The organism is Roseinatronobacter monicus (assembly GCF_006716865.1).
GTDB lineage: Bacteria > Pseudomonadota > Alphaproteobacteria > Rhodobacterales > Rhodobacteraceae > Roseinatronobacter > Roseinatronobacter monicus.
This window is the reverse complement of record NZ_VFPT01000003.1, coordinates 127512-145875: the sequence shown is the minus strand read 5'-3', so window position 1 is coordinate 145875 and position 18364 is coordinate 127512. Positions and strand designations below refer to the sequence as shown.

The following is an 18364-nucleotide window of genomic DNA, read 5'->3' as shown; positions in this document are numbered from 1 at the left end:
AGCAGCGGCTGCACCCGGCAAGGTTGAAATCTGCGCAGGCGTCAGACGCCCAGAACGGCACTTACCGCGCGTTTCCAGCGGGCGTAGCGGGCGTCGCGCTGGTCATTGCCCATCGCAGCGGTGAATTGCTTCTCGACGGCCCAGCCCTTGGCGAAATCCTCCATCCCGGGCCACACACCTGCGCGCATGCCAGCCAGCCATGCCGCGCCCAGTGCCGTGGTTTCCAGCACTTGCGGGCGGTCCACCGGCGCACCGATGATGTCGGACAGGAACTGCATGGCGTAGTCATTCGCAGCCATGCCGCCATCGACGCGCAAGGACGGCTGCGCGCCTTCGCGCGCCCAGTCGGCCTGCATCGCTTCCAACAGGTCGCGGGTCTGATAGCCCACCGATTCCAGCGCGGCGCGCGCGAATTCGGCAGGGCCGGAATTGCGCGTCATGCCAAAAATCGCGCCGCGCGCCTCGGGGTTCCAATAAGGCGCACCGAGCCCGACGAACGCAGGCACCAGGATCAGATCCTGGCCCGGATCGGCCTGATCGGCCAAGCCTTGCGTTTCAGGTGCCGCGCGGATCACTTTCAGCCCGTCGCGCAACCATTGCACCACCGCGCCTGCGATAAAGATCGACCCCTCCAGCGCATAGGTCGGTCTGCCGTCCAGCTGATAGGCGATGGTCGTGAGCAGCTTGTTGCTTGAGGCAACAGGCATCTCGCCCGTGTTCAGCACGGCAAAACAGCCCGTGCCATAGGTCGATTTCATCATGCCGGGGGTGAAACAGGCCTGCCCGATGGTCGCGGCCTGCTGATCGCCCGCGACGCCGAGGATGGGGATCTCATGGCCGAAGAGATCGGCGCGGGTATGGCCGAAATCAGCCGCACAATCGCGCACTTCGGGCAGCATCTCGTGCGGGATGTCGAACAGATCGCAGATGGTCTGGCTCCAGCGGCCCTTGTGGATGTCATAGAGCATGGTGCGCGCGGCATTGGTGGCGTCGGTCGCATGCACCTGACCTCCGGTCAGGTTCCAGATCAGCCATGTATCGACCGTGCCGAAAGCCAGCTCACCGCGTTTGGCGCGGTCGCGTGCGCCGTCCACGGTGTCGAGGATATATTTCAGTTTGGTCGCCGAGAAATACGGGTCGGCCAGAAGCCCGGTGCGGGCAGTGATCATCGGCTCATGGCCATCTTCGCGCAGCTTGGCGCAGAAATCGGCAGTGCGGCGGTCCTGCCAGACGATTGCGTTATGGATGGGCTTGCCGGTCTTGCGGTCCCAGACCAGGGTGGTTTCGCGCTGGTTGGTGATGCCGATGGCCGCAATCTCGCGCGCGGACAGGCCCGCCTTTTCGATAGCTGCGCGGGCGGTGGCCGCTGTCGTGGCCCATAGGTCCGAGGGGTCATGCTCGACCCAGCCAGAGGCAGGATAGTGCTGCGGGAATTCTTCCTGCGCGACAGCCCGGATCGTCATGGCCCCATCAAAGACAATCCCCCGGCTCGAGGTCGTGCCCTGATCAAGTGCAAGAATATGGCCCATCAACGCCTCCTTTGCGTGACCGGATTGGTGATAACTCGGCAATTTCGGGAAAGGGGCGAGGCAGCGCAGCGCTGCCTCGCCCAAATCAGCCGGGGCCACGCCAGCGCGCGGCCCCGACAGGGAGGGTTACTCAGTCCAACGACGGATCAGGTCCTCATAAGCGATCGTGATCGGAGTGCCGCGCTCGTCTTCCAGCGCAGGCCAGGGTGCGCCGGGCTGCGACAGCCAGTATTCATCATCCATGATCGGATTCAGCTTGGGGCCAACATCGCCCTGAACGCCAGCGCGCTCCAGACGGGCCATGACAGCTTCCTGCTGCTCACAAAGCGAATCCATCACTTCCTGAGCAGTGCGCAGGCCCGAGGATGCATCCCCGATATTCTGCCACCACAGCTGCGCCAGACGCGGATAATCCGGCACGTTGAAGCCAGTATCGGTCCACAGATCACGCTCGGGCGAGCGGTAGAACTCAACCAGACCACCCAGACGCGGTGCGCGCTCGGTGAAGCTTTCATGGTTGATGGTGGAATCGCGCACGAAGGTCAGACCGTAATGCGACTTGGCCAGATCGACAGTTTTCGACGCAATGAACTGACCATAAAGCCAGGCTGCCTGCGCGCGGTCCACAGGGGTCGATTCCAGAAGCGTCACCGAACCTGCATCCTGATAGCCGACCTTCATGCCTTCCTGCCAATAGGCCCCATGCGGCGAGGGGGCCATGCGCCATTTCGGCGTGCCGTCCTCATTGACCACGGCCAGACCTTCTTCGACCATGTCAGCCGTGAACACCGTGTACCAGAACACCTGCTGGGCGATATTGCCCTGCGCGGGAACGGGGCCAGCTTCGGAGAAGTTCATGCCAGCCGCTGCGGCCGGTGCGTAATCGTTCAGCCAGTCGACATATTTCTGGATCGAATAGACCGCTGCCGGGCTGTTGGTCGCCCCGCCACGGTTCATGCACGAGCCGACCGGGCGGAAATCCTCATCGACACGGATGCCCCATTCGTCCACCGGCACACCATTGGGCAGGCCCAGGTCAGAAGCGCCCGCCATTGAGAGCCACGCATCCGTATGACGCCAGCCCAGCGACGGGTCGCGGCGGCCATAATCCATGTGGCCATAGACTTTCACACCATCGATTTCGCGACCAGTGAAGAAAGCGGCGATGTCCTCGTATGCGGCCCAATTGACCGGCACACCCAGAGGATAGCCATATTCCGCCTCGAACTCGGCCATGATTTCAGGATCAGTGAACCAGTCGTGGCGGAACCAGTACAGGTTCGCGAATTGCTGGACCGGCAGCTGATACAGCTTGCCATCCGGGCCCATACCCATCGAGATGCCCATGAAATCATCGAGATCAAGCATCGGGTTGGTGAAAGCTGCGCCTTCGCCTTCCATCCAGTCAGTCAGGTTGCGGGTCTGCTGGTAGCGCCAATGCGTGCCGATCAGGTCAGCATCGTTGATATACATGTCAAAGACATTTTCGCCGGTCTGCAACTGGGTCTGCAGCCGTTCGACCACATCGCCCTCGGAAATCAGCGTATGGGTCACGTTGATCCCCGTGATCGCGCTGAAGGCCGGAGCCAGAACGCGGGCTTCCCATTCATGGGTGGTGATGGTTTCCGACACCACATTGATGCTCATGCCTGCATGCGGGGCGGCTGCGTCGATGAACCATTGCAGTTCGGCTTCCTGCTCTTCGCGGGTCAGGACGGACAGATCGCCGATATGTTCATCCAGAAACGCGCGGGCGGCGTCCATATCGGCAAAAGCCGGACTTCCCATCACTGTGAGCGCCATTGCCAGCGCGGTTGATGTCCTCAGTAAGTGGTTCATGTTATATCCTCCCATGGATTGAACCTGTCGTTTTCAGTCCTGCGTTTCCGGGCCTGTGCAGGGCCTCACCCCTTCCAGTCCGGGCACGCGCTCACTTGCGCGCCCTCACACCCAGCGAAACACCGCTGCGGCATAAAGCGCGCAAATTCCCAAAGCCCACCATTGCGGCAGACCACTTAATGCCAGCCAGCCCGCATTGATGAAGGCCGCCCCCAGTAGCGTGATGAACAAACGGTCCCCGCGCGTTGTCTCGATCGTCAGAATGCCGCGGCGTGGAGTTTCGGGGTATTTGATCCCCAGAAACGTGAAGATCACGAGCAGACAGGCAATCACGATGAAGAAGATCGCGGTCGGCTGTGTCCATGCCATCCATTGCAGGTCCATGGTCTTTCCTCTCTTACACGCGGCCCAGGGCAAAGCCCTTGGCGATGTAGTTGCGGACAAAGTAGATCACGAGCGCGCCGGGCACGATGGTCAGGATACCGGCTGCCGCCAGCACGCCCCAGTCGATACCCGACGCCCCCACTGTGCGCGTCATGATTGACGTGATGGGCTGCGCGTTCACGGCGGTCAGTGTGCGTGACAGAAGCAGTTCCACCCATGAGAACATGAAGCAGAAGAAGGCTGCGACCCCGATGCCCGATGCGATCAGCGGCATGAAGATCTTCACGAAGAATTTCGGGAAGGAATAGCCGTCGATATAGGCGGTCTCGTCGATTTCCTTGGGCACGCCGCGCATGAACCCTTCAAGGATCCACACGGCCAGCGGGACATTGAACAGCGTATGCGCCAAGGCGACAGCGATATGCGTGTCAAACAGCCCCACGGATGAGTAAAGCTGGAAGAACGGCAGCGCAAAGACAGCAGGCGGGGCCATCCGGTTCGTGAGCAACCAGAAGAACAGATGCTTGTCACCCAGAAACCGGTAGCGCGAAAACGCATAGGCGGCAGGCAGCGCGACGGCCAGCGACAGGACCGTGTTCATCACCACATAGGTGATCGAATTGATATAGCCGATATACCAGCTGCGATCTGTCAGGATGGTCAGGTAGTTTTCCAGCGTCGGGTTTTGCGGCCAGAGCGTGAATCCGCCCATGATCTCGCGATTGGTCTGCAGGCTCATTTTCAGCAGCCAGTAGATCGGGATCAGCATGAAGGCGAGATAGAGCACCATCACCACATGCCGGGTCTGGACCTTGGGCAACGCCAATTTGCGTGCGGGGGCCGTGTAAGTGTCGGTTGTGGACGCCATGTTACCGGCCCTCCGCTTTATCAAGATTGGTCATCACAGTGTAGAACACCCAGGACACCAGCAGGATCACAAGGAAATACATGATCGAGAACGCCGCCGCCGGTCCAAGGTCGAACTGTCCGAGTGCCATTTTCACCAGATCGATGGACAGGAAGCTGGTCGCTGTGCCGGGGCCACCGCCCGTGACGACGAAAGGCTCGGTATAGATCATGAAACTGTCCATGAAGCGCAGCAGGATCGCGATCAGCAGCACGCCCTGCATCTTGGGCAGCTCGATATAGCGGAACACTTTCCAGCGGCTGGCCTGATCGATCTTGGCGGCCTGATAATAGGCCTGCGGGATGGATTGCAGGCCAGCATAGGCCAGCAGCGCCACCAATGAAGTCCAGTGCCAGACATCCATCGTCACCACGATGATCCAGGCATGAACCGGGTTGCGCGAATAGTTGAAATTGATATTCAGCGCATCCAGCACATAGCCCAGCAGCCCGATATCCGCGCGGCCCAGAATCTGCCAGATCGTGCCCACCACATTCCACGGGATCAGCAGCGGCAGCGCCATCAGCACCAGACAGACCGAGGCCCAGAAGCCCTTTTTGGGCATGCAGATCGCAATCGCGATACCCAGCGGAACCTGGATGGCCAGAATGATGCCAGAGAACATCAACTGCCGCCCAAAGGCCGAATGCACCTGAGGCGAGGTCAGGACTTCCTGAAACCAGCCCAGACCCTCCCAGAAGAACACGTTATTGCCGAACGTGTCCTGCACGGAATAATTCACCACTGTCATCAGCGGGATCACCGCCGAGAAGGCCACCAGCACCAGCACCGGCAGGACCAGAAACCACGCCTTGTTATTTTGAACCTTGTCCATCAGACGGCCTCTCTGTCAGGGGTGGCAACAGCGTGCAGCGGCGTCACGCGCCAGTCATCGGCATAGACGCTGATCCGCTCGGGCTGGAATTTCAGCCGGTTCGCATCGGCAGGAATGGCCATGCCTTCGGGCAGGATCGCATTGACCGGCTTGCCCGCGAATTCCGCGCGCAGGATCTGATGGCGGCCCACATCCTCAATGCGTTTGATCGTGACGGGCAGCCCCTCGTCGCCGCTGCTCAGCGTCACAAATTCCGGCCGAATCCCGATCTGCACGCGACCCTTTAGCGCTTTGTAATTTCCACCAAGGTGGACGGCATGACCCGCGCAATGCGCAACATTGCCCGACACTTCGGCCTCGATCAGATTCATACCGGGCGAGCCGATGAAATAGCCCACGAAAGTATGTTCCGGCGTATCAAACAGCTCTTCCGGTGTGCCAAGCTGGACCACGCGCCCGTCATGCATGACCACCACCTTGTCAGCAAAGGTCAACGCTTCGGTCTGGTCATGGGTCACATAGATCATGGTGTGACCGAATTCATTGTGCAGCGCTTTCAGCTGCGTGCGCAGCTCCCATTTCATATGCGGGTCAATCACGGTCAGCGGCTCGTCGAACAGGATCGCATTGACATCCTCGCGCACCATGCCACGGCCAAGGCTGATCTTCTGTTTCGCATCCGCCGTCAGACCGCGCGCCTTGCGCTTGAGGCTGTCTTCCATCCCGATCATGGCCGCGATCTTCTGGACGCGGGCGGCGATATAGGCCGGGTCCATGCCGCGATTGCGCAGCGGAAAGGCCAGATTGTCGCCCACAGTCATCGTGTCGTAGACCACCGGGAACTGGAACACCTGCGCGATATTGCGCGCGACCGTATCCTCGCGCGTCACATCGCGGTCGCCAAACAGGATACGTCCACGCGAGGGCACCAGCAGGCCAGAGATGATGTTCAAAAGCGTGGATTTGCCACAGCCCGACGCGCCCAGAAGCGCATAGGCTTCGCCATCGCCCCAGACATGATCCAGTTGCTTGAGCGCGAAATCATCCTCGGATTTCGGATTGGGCAGATAGGAATGCGCAAGGTTATCAAGTGTGATCTGTGCCATATGCCCCCCTCACGCCGCTATCGCATAGCTGGCCGGGGCAACCAGATGCCCGTTTTCAGCAAAGACATAGACATGCGCCGTATTCAGCCAGACCTCGATAGGCTGGCCAAATTCCAGATGATGCACACCATGCATGAGCCCCACCCAACGATCCCCGGTATGATCAAGATGCACGAAGGTTTCCGAACCGGTGATTTCGGTCACGCGCAGGGTGCATTTGAAATGCAGCCCGTCACCACCTTGTGCGGACAAGTGCAGATGATCAGGGCGGAACCCGGCACTATACGTACCGTCCGGCAAACCCGCCATTGCACCCGTCGCCACTGCTGTCTGGCCCTCGCCGAAGCTGATCCTGTCGCCGGCCTTGACGATGCGGGTGAAATTCATTGGCGGGTCTGAAAACACCCGCGCCGTGGTTGCGTCTCTGGGCTGGCGGTAGACCGAGGGCGTCGGCCCGAATTGCGTGATCTCGCCCTGCCACATGGTCGCAACATTGCCGCCCAGCAAAAGCGCCTCTTCCGGCTCGGTCGTGGCATAGACGAAGATCGCGCCGGACTCCTCGAAGATGCGCGGGATCTCCGCGCGCAATTCCTCGCGCAGCTTGTAATCCAGATTGGCCAGCGGTTCATCCAGCAGCACAAGCCCCGCATTCTTGACCAGCGCACGCGCCAGCGCGCAGCGCTGTTGCTGGCCACCTGACAATTCCAGTGGCTTGCGCTGCAGCATGGGCGTCAGCTGCATCAACGCGGCGGCTTCCTTTACACGTCGGTCAATCTCGGTCTTCGATACCCCCATCAGGCGCAGCGGTGAGGCGATATTGTCATAGACTGTCATCGACGGGTAATTGATGAATTGTTGATAGACCATCGCGACCTTGCGGTCCTGCACCCGCATACCGGTGACATCGCGACCTTCCCACAGTACGCGACCCGTTGCAGGCACATCCAGCCCCGCCATGATCCGCATCAAGGTGGTCTTGCCAGACAAAGTCGGCCCAAGCAGCACGTTCATGGTGCCGCGCTCCAGCGTCAGGTCAGTGGGGTAGATATGATGCTGCCCCTCCACCAGCTTCGAGACGCCTTCCAATACCAGCGACATGTTTTACTCCTCCCTCTCGTGCCGCTTATTCTGCAGCGCGCATGATCTCGTCCACATTCCGGTTCATCCAGTCATTCAGCACTGCAACCTGATCCCCCGTCAGGCGCAAGCCCAGCTTGCTGCGCCGCCACAACACATCCTCGGCGCTGCGCGCGTATTCATGGGTCATCAGCCAGTTGACCTCTGCCGCGCTCAGTGTTGCGCCAAAGTCCTGACCCAGATCGGCAGCGTTCTTTGCATCGCCAAGAATCAAACGCGCTTCTGTGCCATAGGCGCGCACCAGACGCCGCGCCCAGTAATCGCTCAGGAACGGATAGTCACGCTGCAAACCCGCCACCAGCGCAGGCCCGCCATCATGGGCAAAATCGCCCCCGGGCAGCGCAACACCTGCCGTCCATTTGCCCTTGGCAAGTGGCAGAACGGCGCCAATCTGGTCAAGCGCGGCTTCGGCCAAGCGCCGATAGGTGGTGATCTTGCCACCAAAAATGTTCAACACCGGCGCACCTGCGCTGCGATCGACCTTCAGCGTATAATCGCGCGTCGCTGCCGTGGCAGAACTCGCCCCGTCATCATAAAGCGGGCGCACCCCGGAATAGGTCCAGACAACATCCTCTGCCGTCACCGGACGCTCGAAATACTGACTGGCGAAACCGCACAGATAATCCCGCTCCTCATCCGTGCAGACAGGCGCGCGCGAAGGGTCATCATGTTCGGCATCGGTCGTGCCGATCAGGGTGAAATCCTGTTCATAGGGAATGGCAAAGATGATCCGCCCGTCCGTGCCCTGAAAGAAATAGCATTTGTCATGACCATAAAGCTTGCGCGTCACGATATGGCTGCCACGCACGAGACGCACATTCTCGCGGCTGTTCAGCCGCAGCTTGCCGTGGATCACATCCCCCACCCAGGGGCCGGCTGCATTGACCAGCATCCTTGCGCGGATCGTTTTCGTTTCGTGTTCGGTTTTGACCGTGACCTGCCAGATACCGTTTTCCGCACTCGCGGAGACGACCTCGGTACGCGTGTGGATCTGCGCGCCGCGCGCTTCGGCATCGCGGGCATTCAGGACGACCAGCCGGGAATCCTCGACCCAGCAATCGGAATATTCATAGGCTTTCGCGAAGCGCGCCTGCAGGGGGACCGCCTCGGCGGTGCCGTTCAGGCTTAGTGTTGATGTTCCCGCCAAAATCTTGCGTCCGCCAAGAGTGTCATACAGAAACAGCCCCAGGCGGATCAACCATGCCGGACGCCGCCCGCGCATCCATGGCATGAAGAGCGACAGCAGCTTGGACGTGGGCGTGTCGCTCTCAAAGCGCATATCCTTATGATAAGGCAGCACAAAGCGCATCGGCCAAGAGATGTGCGGCATCGCGCGCAGAAGCGTTTCACGCTCCATCAACGCCTCGCGCACCAGACGGAACTCGAAATACTCGAGATAGCGCAACCCGCCATGAAACAGCTTGGTCGAGGCCGAAGAGGTCGCGCCCGCCAGATCGCCCTTTTCGCACAGCACGACCGACAGCCCACGCCCCGCCGCATCGCGCGCAATGCCGCAGCCGTTGATCCCGCCACCGATGATCAGAAGATCGACGACCCCTGCGGGATCGCTCTTGGTTCTTGCGGATCGTGTCATACGCCCTCCCCAGCGCGACCATCATTGCGCTCTCACGGTACGGTGATGCGTGCGATCCGTGCAAGGTATTTTTCGCTAATAGCCCCAACTTGTTCGTTATTTATTTTTCGAAGATTTCAAAGCGTTTTGTTTCTGTTATGTCTCCGTCATTCTTTTCGCACCCCCTCAGATTTTGCTTGAAACGAAAATTTCTTCGCATGAAACTGGCAAGGCGCAAGCAGATTGATCGCGAATCGATGACCCGTATCGGAGCAAAGCCATGGCCCAGGTCGAACGACTGCAAGACATCCTGATCATCGCCCGCCGCGACGGGCGCGTGACCGTCGAGGGGCTGGCTGCTCATTTCGACGTCACCCTGCAGACCATCCGCCGCGATCTGTCTGAGCTGGCAGATCAAGGCAAGCTGCAGCGCGTTCATGGCGGTGCGATCATGCCCTCCACCGTGGCGAATATCGGCTATACTGATCGGCGCGATCTGAATGAAGACGGCAAGGTCGCCATCGCGCAGGCTGTGGCGCGCGACATCCCGAATGGCAGTTCCCTGTTTCTGAATATCGGCACCACAACTGAAGCCGTCGCCCGCGCGTTGCAGGGACATCGTGATATCGTGGTGCTGACCAATAATCTTAATGTGGCCAATATCCTTGTCGACAATCCGCATTGTGAAATCATCGTTGTCGGCGGGCTGTTGCGCCGCGCGGATGGTGGGTTGGTCGGGACAGTGACCACGCAGACCATTGAACAGTTCAAGTTCGATCTTGCCGTGATCAGCTGTTCCGCACTCGATGAAGACGGCGACATGCTGGATTTCGACATTCAGGAAGTCGGAGTCAGTCAGACCATCCTGAAACAGGCCCGCCGAAGGTTTCTGGTTGCCGATCACAGCAAATTCGTACGCCGTGCCCCCGCAAGAATCGGCTCACTGGCGCAAATGGACGGTTTTTACACCGACGCGCCGCTCTCGGTCGGCGTATCAAGCGCCTGCAGAGGGTGGGGAACATCGGTGACCGTGTCCACTGCCGACGGCGATCCTTGACAAAGCGCGGTGTGAAATGCCCGCGTGTCTGTGGGGCAACGGTCGATAGACGCGTGCCGTACGCAAGATACGGTCTTTTCTTTCCAGGGCAGCGCAGCCGCAGGCGGGTTGCGTCGGACGCAGTGGCGTTGCCCGCGCTTGCCGGAAATGGAGGTCACCTCAGGAAGGGCCGCTTACACAAGATGCTGCAACTGCAATGCCGCATGGCCACAGGCCGCTTTCCGCCCTGCATGTCGATCACCCGACACATGCTGCACCCCGCATGACCGTCCGCAATGAGGCTGCCTGCAGCCGACTGCCCCTGCAGCATTTCAGCTTGGCCGAATGTCCGGTTTTGGTGGCTTGAGCATGGGCAAGCCCCGCGAGCGGGGCCGGGCTGCTGCGGCGTTGCCCTGAGCCCTGAGCGCACCTTCTCCCTGCCCCAAGGCGCGGCTTTGGCTGTCTCATCCTGAGCCAGCCCCTCGGCCCGCGGGGCATGGTCGCATGCACGCCCAGGTCTCAGCCCTGCGGGGCCGCATCCCTCTTGCAAGACGAGAGCGCAGTACATGTGACGGCAGATGTGCGGTTCGTGACGGCGTCCCGTGCCACGCAAGTTCACAGAACGCATCAGACCTCTGCATCCACGCGCGCGATGACCTCATCCAATGCTGCGATCCATTGGCGCTGGATCTGGCCTGCGACGAGCTCGGTTGGTTTCAGCGCCCCGAAATCCCGCGCGTTGCGGGATATGTCGGCCAGAAGCGATGCGGACAGTTTCACGCGCTTGCGATGCACATGCGCGCGCCACCAGATGCAGGGCTCGGGCTTTTGATACTGGGGTGTTAGGGTCAGGGTGTCGCTGAACTGCAGCCAGGCCAGCCGGAACAGGATCGTGATCTCCATGCCTTGCGCGCGCAAGGAGCTGAGGCGCTCGGCATGACGCTGCAGCGGATGCAGCGCGAGCCAGATCGTGACCACGTCATCGCAAGGGGCAAGAGTGGGTGCGGCGGCGGCGGTCTGGACCACCTGCCGCAGGGCCGTGGTCTTGCGCTTGGCGGTCCTGTCGAGGAGATCGGCGGCCACAGGCGTGATCATTCTCTCTTCCCGGGTCTTCTCTGTTGAGGTCGCACCGCCAGTTTGTGGGGCAGGCTCTCGGACAGTTTCTGGGGCCGTCACTGGCTTGATGGCCTTGCCCATCTCGGGATCGACACCTCTGACTGTGAGCATGGGGCGGCTGCGATCAGGCATGCGCGGCCTCAGGGTCGAAGGACACCCCACTGCCCTCGGCCAGCAATTCGTTCAGCACATAGGTGGCCTCTTGCAGGGCCTCTTCAAAGCGTACGGCCTGCCCACGCTTGAGCACATTGGCTTCCTCGCGCATCCGGCGCGCGATCTCGCCGAGAAGGCCGGTCTCATCCATATCCTGATAGGCCGGACGCAGCCGCAGGGCGTAAGACAGGGGCTTGAGCTTTTGCGCCACGGTCAGCAGATGCTGCTGTTCGGTCTGGCGCAGCTTCGATTCCCCGCTGCGGGTCTTGGAATCGAACTTGGTGATGACCGAACAGTATTTCGGCAATAGCTCCGGCTGATCGACGCGGTCGGCCAGACGCTGATACCAGGCAAAGGATTTGAGACTGTCTTCGACATCGGTGCGCGCGAGGATCACGGGGGCCACGATGATATGAACTTGTGCGGCAATGGTATCGGCCCAGACCCCACCACCACCTTGTGTGTCGATGATGATGAAATCCACCGCCCCCGCGTCAAAGGCCTCATCGAGCATGGTGTTGAGAACATCCATGTCCAGCGTTTCCTTGCACGACATCAGCGGCGATCCGAAACCTGCCTCCTGCGCGCGCAGCTGCCATGAGATGAGCGCGCGGTTGGGGTCGGTATCGATCAGCAGGACGCTCTTTCCCGCATGCACGATGGCGGAGGTGAGGGCGCGCACCAATGTGGTTTTGCCGATCCCGCCCTTGCGGTTCATGGCGGCGATCAGGATCGGGGTTTTAGTGCTCACTTGAGAGATCTCACTCGCTTGAAATACGGTTCACAGAGCCCGCCACTCGGACGCTGCATTTGCTTCAACGCGGCGCAGGTAGCACACGCATCGGTAGATTGACAAGCACGCACCCACGCATATCCGCACGGCTGCACACACGCACATCTGCACACACGCACGCACGCAAACACCCACCCTGCCACACACCCGCGCCAGCACGCACCCGCCCACGCACCCACACACAAACACATGATAACAAACGATAATAATGAGCGCCTGCGACGCATTCCGATTGACGCCGCGTTGTGCGGCGCCTAGTCAAAGGGAAGAATGATGTGAGTGTTTGGCAGGAAATGGATATTGACTACACACAACACAAACGCGAGTGACAAGGCGGTGGGCAAGCCCCGCCTGACGCCTGCGCAGCGCCAGGCGATTGCGCTGGCGCGGGGGCAGGGGACCGCGACCAAGGTGCTGGCTGCGCGCTATGGCGTGTCGGTGCAGACCATCCGCAACATCGCGCGCGGGGTGCAGATGGCGCGTGCGCAGGCCCGGTCCGAGACGGCGACTGTGACCGCGCGGGTGCCGGTTGCGGATATCCGGGCCTTTGATGCGCTGATCGCGCGGCTCGGGGGTGATCAAAGATCGACGGTGCTGCGTGCCTTCATTCGCCATCCTGCCGGGTATCTCGGAGCCGATGCGGAGCTGGCCGAGGGCATCCGCGCGCTGCGCCGCGAATTGTCGGTGATCGGATCAAACCTCAACCAGATTGCGCGGAGGTTGAATGACCCGCGGCTCCTGCCAGAGGCGCGCAAGCTTGGCCGTCGCGAGGTCGAGGTGCTGCGCGCAACACATGCTGCCGTCACCCAGTCGCGTGATCATCTGGCCGTGCTGATCGGGGCCAAGGCGCGCGGGCGCGATGCGGCTTTCCGTGCGATTGTGGGCGATGCGATGGTTGGCGATGCGACCCCGGAGGCAGCACATGTCGGCTAGGCCAGATGCTGTCACTGCGGCCATGGGCACGCTGTTCGACGAGGGCTGGACGCGGGGCCCGGGCGGGCGGGGCGATGAGCCTGCGCCAAAGTCCTTTGGCCGCCGCGGGGGTGGGACCCGCAGCTATCAGCATATGGCGCGGGCGGCTGCGGGGAACCGGGCGGTGGTGGTCAAGCTGGTGCGCGGGGGCGGGTGTCATGACAGCCGCCAGCTGGGCAATCAGCTGGAATACCTGACCGGCAAGGCAGACCGGGTGTTTGACTCCATGGGCACCTATGAGCAGCGCGGGCCGCTTTCCGGGGATGAGGCGCGCGAGGCGGCCCTGCGCTGGAGCGCGGGCTGGGCGGGGATGACCTCTGCGGGCCAGACCGCGCATCTGATCCTGTCCTTCCCCCAGGACACCGACAGTCGCGATGTGCAGGCGATCACCGCGCGCTTTTGCGAACGGTTCTTTGAGGGGCAGTTCGACTATATCGCTGCCACGCATAGCGACCGCGCGCATCCACATGCGCATATCGTCGTCAATCGGCGCGGCGAGGATGGCCGGCTGTTTACACTGCGCCAGGGCACGGAGCACAGCTACGAGACCTACAAGGACGCCCTGGTCGAACTGGGTCAGGCGCATGGTGTCGCACTGGAGGCCACAAGCCGGTTGCAGCGCGGTATCCTCCACCGCGCGCCCACAGATGCCGAGTATCGTCGGGGCCGGACGGCTGATCGCCCGCGCATGGGGGCTGATCTGGACTATGCCCGCGGCCAGATCGCGCGCCATGCAGAGAGCTATTCGGCCTTGGCAGCCCATGCGCGCGGGATCGAGGCCATCGATCATTCCCGTTTCACCCGTGGCGAGATCGCGTCTTACACGCGCCTCTCTGATCTCGCGCAAAACCTTCAGCGCGCGGCCGCCGACCTTGGTGCCGGGCGCAGCCTTCAATCCCAAAATTACGGAGCCATCCCGATGTACCAACAAGAGCGGTTCACTCAGGCCCTGCAACGCCTCGATACGGTCGTGGCTGAGGCCGAGGACCGGATTGCGGCAGCCGCGCCGGGTGAGCGCCCACGAGAAGAAGCGCGCCTCAGCGACGCACTTTCAAAGCTGGACGCCCTGCTGCCTGCGGAGGCGCGCGATCAGGAGTTGGCTGGCGCGCCCAGCGAAGAAGGCATTTATGCGAAGCAGAACGCGGCCATCGCCATGGAACATGTCGCGCGCGTGGGCGAAGGGCGTATCCGGGGGGCGGCGGAGGGAAGCGGGATCAGCGGTGACGCGATCATGGCCCGGCTGCGCGAGGGCGCGCCGAATTCCGCGCTGGAGCAACAATGGCTGCTGGATGATCTGCGCAGCGTGGCGGCGCATCACGGGTTCGATCTCTCAAAGCAGGGGGACCTGGACCGCGCGCTGGAAGAGGTGGACCGTGTGCATGACCGCATCGGCGAGGATGTCGGGCTCGATCTGACACCTGCGCAGCGCGAGGCCATTGAGGAGAAGACGTCCCGCAATATTCAGGATGCCATCGCGGATATGAGGCGCGCGGGCTTTGACAGGGCGGGGGTCTCGTCGCGGTCCTTTGACATCGAGGATCAGGCGCGCGCTGAGGCCAAGGCCGAGGTGCTGGGGGTGGCGCGCACCGCACCTGTCGCGCCTGCCGAGGTCTCACCGCAAGCGCAGCCGCCAGAGCGCGCAGGCGGGGAGGCAACAGATCAGCCTATGCCGACGGCAGCTCAGGCGGCTGCAGGTGATCTGGCGGGTGAGGCAAAGGCGGACAGCATCGCGCCCGCGCGCCGCGACCTCGATCCGCTGGATACGCCTGCAAGCTATTACGACCGCTTTGTCGTGACCAAGCAGGGCGACGTGCAGGAATTCTACCGCCATTACGATGATGCCCGCGCCGCCATTGTCGATACGGGCGATACGCTGAGCACGAAGGCGGCCGACAAGGCGACAGCGCTTGATATGGTCAATCTCGCCGCCCATCGTGGCTGGGGCTCCATGAAAGTGACTGGCCCAGAGGATTTTCGGCGCGAGATGTGGATCGAGGGGGCAGCCAAGGGCATCAAGGTCGAAGGCTACACGCCCAATGCGCGCGATCTTGAGGAGTCCGCGCGGCGCAGTGACATGGAGCGCCCGCGCAGCTTGCAGCGCACCGACGGGCCTGTCCCTGCGACGGCCGACCGGGGGCGCGACGCAACGCGTGACCTTTCCCGCGATCCTGCGGGCAGTTCCGCCCCCACCACGTCGGGCGACAGGATTGATTACAGCCAGGGCGTGCGCGGGACCATCCTCGCGCAAGGCACACGCCCCTATCTGGACCGCCCCGGTGCGGCCGAGTCTCCCTATGTGCGTTTGCAGCTCCCGAGTGGCCGCAGCCATGACGTCTGGGGCGTCGGGGTTGCCAAGGCGCTCACGGATCAGGGGGTGAAGACGGGCGATACCGTCACCCTGTCCTCGACCCGCTCCGAGCCGGTCACCATCAAGACGCGTGACCCCGTGACGAATGAGCTGGTCGAGAAACAGGGCAGTCGGCGCGCCTGGGAGGTGCAGGATATCCAGCGCGGCACAGGAACCGCGACTGGAACCACGACGGGCACTACCGCTGGCACTGGCACCATCGCTGCGACTGCCGCCGCCGCCGGCGTGCTGATCGCCGCGAAATCCGATCTGGCCAGACTGCCCGCACCAACCGATGCCGCGCGCGCCGAGGCCTATCGCGAAGCGGTGGAGGAGCGTCTGACCCCTGACGAGATCGCGCGCCTGAAGCAGGGCGATATCTCGGGGCTTGAGGGGGTGGGGTCGCGTGAAGACCAGCTGTCTGTTGCCCGCGAATATCTCAAGGCCGAGGGGAACTCGCAGCCTGCGCTCAAACAAGTGACCGAAGACTGGTTCGATGAACGCGCGGCCAATGCGGCGCAAGACCGAGGAGTAGGCCATGATTAAGACACGCGTACTGGCAGGCCTCGGCCTCTTTGCCGCTCTCGGGCTTTCGCTCGCCTATATTCTGGCTACAGGCTATCTGGCGCTCAAACTCACCGGCAGTGCCGCCACCCTCGATTGGGGTCTCCTGGTGCAGAACTGGCAAGCGATCCGGTTCCACCATCCCGATGTCTGGCAGGTGGTCTGGCTGATCTTTCTGTTTGCCACGCTTGGCACGCTGCTGCTGGGCTCATTTGTGGTCCATGAGGGTCTGACACGCTTTGGCGAGACCCATTGGCAAACCAAGCCCGAATTGAAGCGCAACGGCTTTTTTGAGAAGCCCGGGCGCGGGTTTCTGCTGGGCAAGATGGGCAAGCCCAAATCCAGCGCGAAGTTCCTCTGCTCGACCACCTTCCCGCATTGTCTGGTCGTCGCCCCCACAGGGCGCGGTAAGGGCACGGGCTTTGTGATCCCGAACCTTTTGTGCTTTGTCGGATCGGCCGTGGTGCTCGATGTGAAGGGCGAGAACTTTGACAAGACCTCGCGCAAGCGCCGCGCGCGTGGTGACAAGGTCTGGCGCTTTGCCCCGGTTGATTGGGACCGCCCCACGCATCGCTATAACCCGCTGCAGCGCATCGCGGCGCTCCCCAATCCCGACCAACGCCAGATGGAGCTGCGCAAGACCGCCAATCTGTTCCTGCAAGCCGATGGCGAGAATGCCAAAGGCTTGCTCGAAGGCGGCATCGATCTCTTTGTCGCCTGCGGGATCCTCGCGATGGAACGCAACCTGCCCACCATTGGCGAAATCTACCGCCTGGCCTCTTCGGGGGGTGACAAGAACAAGCAATATGCAGGCTACGCGGAGGAAGTGCGCAGCCCTTCTGCGCGGCTGATTTTTGAGCGCATGGCCTCGACCAATGACCGCACGCTGACCTCGTACCTGTCGCTTTTGATGACCTCCGGGCTGAGTGCCTGGGACAACCCGACCATTGACCGCGCGACATCCGTGTCGGATTTCGATTTCTCGAGCTTCCGGCGCAAGCCGCAGACAGTCTATCTGGTGGTCTCGCCCGACAATATCCGGCCCTTGGCGCCGCTGATCCGGCTCTTCTTCTCCGACCTGATCGCGAGCTTGCAGGACCACGAGCCGGGCGAGGACGAGCCCTGGCCCGTGATGATCATGCTTGATGAATTCGACCGGCTGGGCAAGATGCCGATCGTGGCCGAGAGCATCAAGACCCTGCGGTCTTACGGCGGCCATCTGGCGATCATCACCCAGACCATTCCCGCCCTCGACGAGATCTATGGAGAAAACACCCGCCTCTCGCTGCAGGGGGGCGCCGGCGTCAAGCTCTACATGACCCCCTCCGAGAAGCGCACCGTCACCGAGGTCAGCGAAGGCGTGGGCATGACCACCAAGCGCGTGGTGTCGAAATCGCGCGCCATGGGGCGGGGCATGTTCGACACCAATGTCAGTGAACGCACCGAAGAACGGCCATTGCTTACCGAAGACGAGGCCGCGCGGCTCGATCTTGATGACATCATCCTCGTGATCGACGGCCAGCACCCGGCCCGCGCCAAGCGGATCAAATACTATGAGGACGCGAAGCTGCGGCATATGTTTGAAGGGCAGACGGGCGACTACCCCTTGCCGCTCGGGGGCAAACTGAACGCGCAGGACGCGGCTGAGATCGATGATCGCGTGGCAGCCATCGTGCAGCTGCGGACCGAAGGCATGATTGCCGCGCAGCGGGTGGGGGCGGGCAGTGTGGCCGCATCAGCCGGGGAAGTCGCCCCACCGGTACTCCGCAAGTTGTCGCGCGCGAGCGTGTCGCTCATGACCGGTCTGCTCGACATATCTGATTTCGACGCGGCAAAAGCACCCCGGCGCTTGCCTCTGCCAGGTCAGTCCACGAACAGCGCGAAGCAACCCCTGACGCTTCCGATGTCTCGGCGGGGGCGCATGAGTACGTCTGTCATGGCCAAAGCGCAGCTCATCGCCCCCACAGCAGAAAACTGTGCAGCGATCGAGAGCATCACACAGGAAATCGAGTTGATCCGGAAGCAGGGCAAGGCTGCGTGATGGGCGCATGAGATCAAAGCCGCGTTCCAGTT

Annotated in this window: 14 protein-coding genes; 4 read left to right on the top strand and 10 right to left on the bottom strand. The window is 61.9% G+C overall.

Annotation, left to right across the window (positions count from 1 at the left end; genetic code table 11):
- Positions 1-41 precede the first annotated feature (41 nt).
- The 8 genes from glpK to glpD form a co-directional block, all read right to left on the bottom strand.
- On the bottom strand, positions 42-1529 hold the full coding sequence (gene glpK, locus BD293_RS19860; protein ID WP_142085299.1) for a glycerol kinase GlpK: 1488 nt from the start codon (positions 1527-1529) through the stop codon (positions 42-44).
- Positions 1530-1655: 126 nt separating this feature from the next.
- Entirely contained in the window at positions 1656-3368 is a 1713-nt protein-coding gene (locus BD293_RS19855) for an ABC transporter substrate-binding protein (protein WP_142085297.1), read from the bottom strand.
- A 105-nt stretch (positions 3369-3473) separates the two neighbouring features.
- A complete protein-coding gene (locus BD293_RS19850) occupies positions 3474-3746 on the bottom strand; it encodes a DUF2160 domain-containing protein (RefSeq protein ID WP_142085337.1) in 273 nt (90 codons plus the stop codon).
- Between the two features lie 19 nt (positions 3747-3765).
- Entirely contained in the window at positions 3766-4620 is an 855-nt protein-coding gene (locus BD293_RS19845) for a carbohydrate ABC transporter permease (protein ID WP_142085295.1), read from the bottom strand.
- A 1-nt stretch (position 4621) separates the two neighbouring features.
- Complete coding sequence (locus tag BD293_RS19840; protein ID WP_142085293.1) at positions 4622-5494, bottom strand: carbohydrate ABC transporter permease; 873 nt, start codon at positions 5492-5494, stop codon at positions 4622-4624.
- Entirely contained in the window at positions 5494-6600 is a 1107-nt protein-coding gene (locus BD293_RS19835) for an ABC transporter ATP-binding protein (protein WP_142085291.1), read from the bottom strand. The genes BD293_RS19840 and BD293_RS19835 overlap by 1 nt, the downstream gene beginning before the upstream one ends.
- Positions 6601-6609: 9 nt before the next feature.
- A complete protein-coding gene (locus BD293_RS19830; RefSeq protein WP_142085289.1) occupies positions 6610-7698 on the bottom strand; it encodes an ABC transporter ATP-binding protein in 1089 nt (362 codons plus the stop codon).
- Positions 7699-7723: 25 nt separating this feature from the next.
- Positions 7724-9331, bottom strand: a complete 1608-nt coding sequence (gene glpD / locus BD293_RS19825) for a glycerol-3-phosphate dehydrogenase (protein ID WP_142085287.1) — start codon at positions 9329-9331, stop codon at positions 7724-7726.
- Between the two features lie 259 nt (positions 9332-9590).
- Between glpD and BD293_RS19820 the strand changes: the two genes are divergently transcribed.
- Positions 9591-10367, top strand: coding sequence for a DeoR/GlpR family DNA-binding transcription regulator (locus BD293_RS19820; RefSeq protein WP_142085285.1), 777 nt, complete (start codon positions 9591-9593; stop codon positions 10365-10367).
- A 606-nt stretch (positions 10368-10973) separates the two neighbouring features.
- On the opposite strand, the gene BD293_RS19815 is transcribed toward BD293_RS19820, so the two are convergent.
- Positions 10974-11441, bottom strand: a complete 468-nt coding sequence (locus tag BD293_RS19815) for a hypothetical protein (RefSeq protein ID WP_142085283.1) — start codon at positions 11439-11441, stop codon at positions 10974-10976.
- Between the two features lie 145 nt (positions 11442-11586).
- Positions 11587-12366 carry an AAA family ATPase gene (locus tag BD293_RS19810; protein ID WP_142085282.1) on the bottom strand — a complete coding sequence of 260 codons (780 nt, stop codon included), beginning with the start codon at positions 12364-12366 and terminating at the stop codon, positions 11587-11589.
- A gap of 342 nt (positions 12367-12708) precedes the next feature.
- On the opposite strand from BD293_RS19810, the gene mobC reads away from it, so the two are divergent.
- From mobC to BD293_RS19795, 3 genes are read left to right on the top strand one after another with little or no spacing between them, the layout of a single operon-like run.
- The gene (gene mobC, locus BD293_RS19805) at positions 12709-13341 is read left to right on the top strand and encodes a plasmid mobilization relaxosome protein MobC (RefSeq protein WP_211841095.1); all 633 of its coding nucleotides are present in this window, start codon (positions 12709-12711) and stop codon (positions 13339-13341) included.
- Complete coding sequence (locus BD293_RS19800; RefSeq protein WP_170207246.1) at positions 13331-16273, top strand: LPD7 domain-containing protein; 2943 nt, start codon at positions 13331-13333, stop codon at positions 16271-16273. The genes mobC and BD293_RS19800 overlap by 11 nt, the downstream gene beginning before the upstream one ends.
- Positions 16266-18332 carry a type IV secretory system conjugative DNA transfer family protein gene (locus BD293_RS19795; protein ID WP_142085278.1) on the top strand — a complete coding sequence of 689 codons (2067 nt, stop codon included), beginning with the start codon at positions 16266-16268 and terminating at the stop codon, positions 18330-18332. The genes BD293_RS19800 and BD293_RS19795 overlap by 8 nt, the downstream gene beginning before the upstream one ends.
- Positions 18333-18364: the final 32 nt, after the last annotated feature.

Excerpts from the sequence above, each read along its gene's own strand:
- glpK (WP_142085299.1), bottom strand. The coding sequence starts at position 1,529 with ATGGGCCATATTCTTGCACTTGATCAGGGCACGACCTCGAGCCGGGGG.
- BD293_RS19855 (WP_142085297.1), bottom strand. The coding sequence starts at position 3,368 with ATGAACCACTTACTGAGGACATCAACCGCGCTGGCAATGGCGCTCACA.
- BD293_RS19845 (WP_142085295.1), bottom strand. The coding sequence starts at position 4,620 with ATGGCGTCCACAACCGACACTTACACGGCCCCCGCACGCAAATTGGCG.
- BD293_RS19840 (WP_142085293.1), bottom strand. The coding sequence starts at position 5,494 with ATGGACAAGGTTCAAAATAACAAGGCGTGGTTTCTGGTCCTGCCGGTG.
- BD293_RS19835 (WP_142085291.1), bottom strand. The coding sequence starts at position 6,600 with ATGGCACAGATCACACTTGATAACCTTGCGCATTCCTATCTGCCCAAT.
- BD293_RS19830 (WP_142085289.1), bottom strand. The coding sequence starts at position 7,698 with ATGTCGCTGGTATTGGAAGGCGTCTCGAAGCTGGTGGAGGGGCAGCAT.
- glpD (WP_142085287.1), bottom strand. The coding sequence starts at position 9,331 with ATGACACGATCCGCAAGAACCAAGAGCGATCCCGCAGGGGTCGTCGAT.
- BD293_RS19820 (WP_142085285.1), top strand. The coding sequence starts at position 9,591 with ATGGCCCAGGTCGAACGACTGCAAGACATCCTGATCATCGCCCGCCGC.
- BD293_RS19815 (WP_142085283.1), bottom strand. The coding sequence starts at position 11,441 with ATGATCACGCCTGTGGCCGCCGATCTCCTCGACAGGACCGCCAAGCGC.
- BD293_RS19800 (WP_170207246.1), top strand. The coding sequence starts at position 13,331 with ATGTCGGCTAGGCCAGATGCTGTCACTGCGGCCATGGGCACGCTGTTC.
- BD293_RS19795 (WP_142085278.1), top strand. The coding sequence starts at position 16,266 with ATGATTAAGACACGCGTACTGGCAGGCCTCGGCCTCTTTGCCGCTCTC.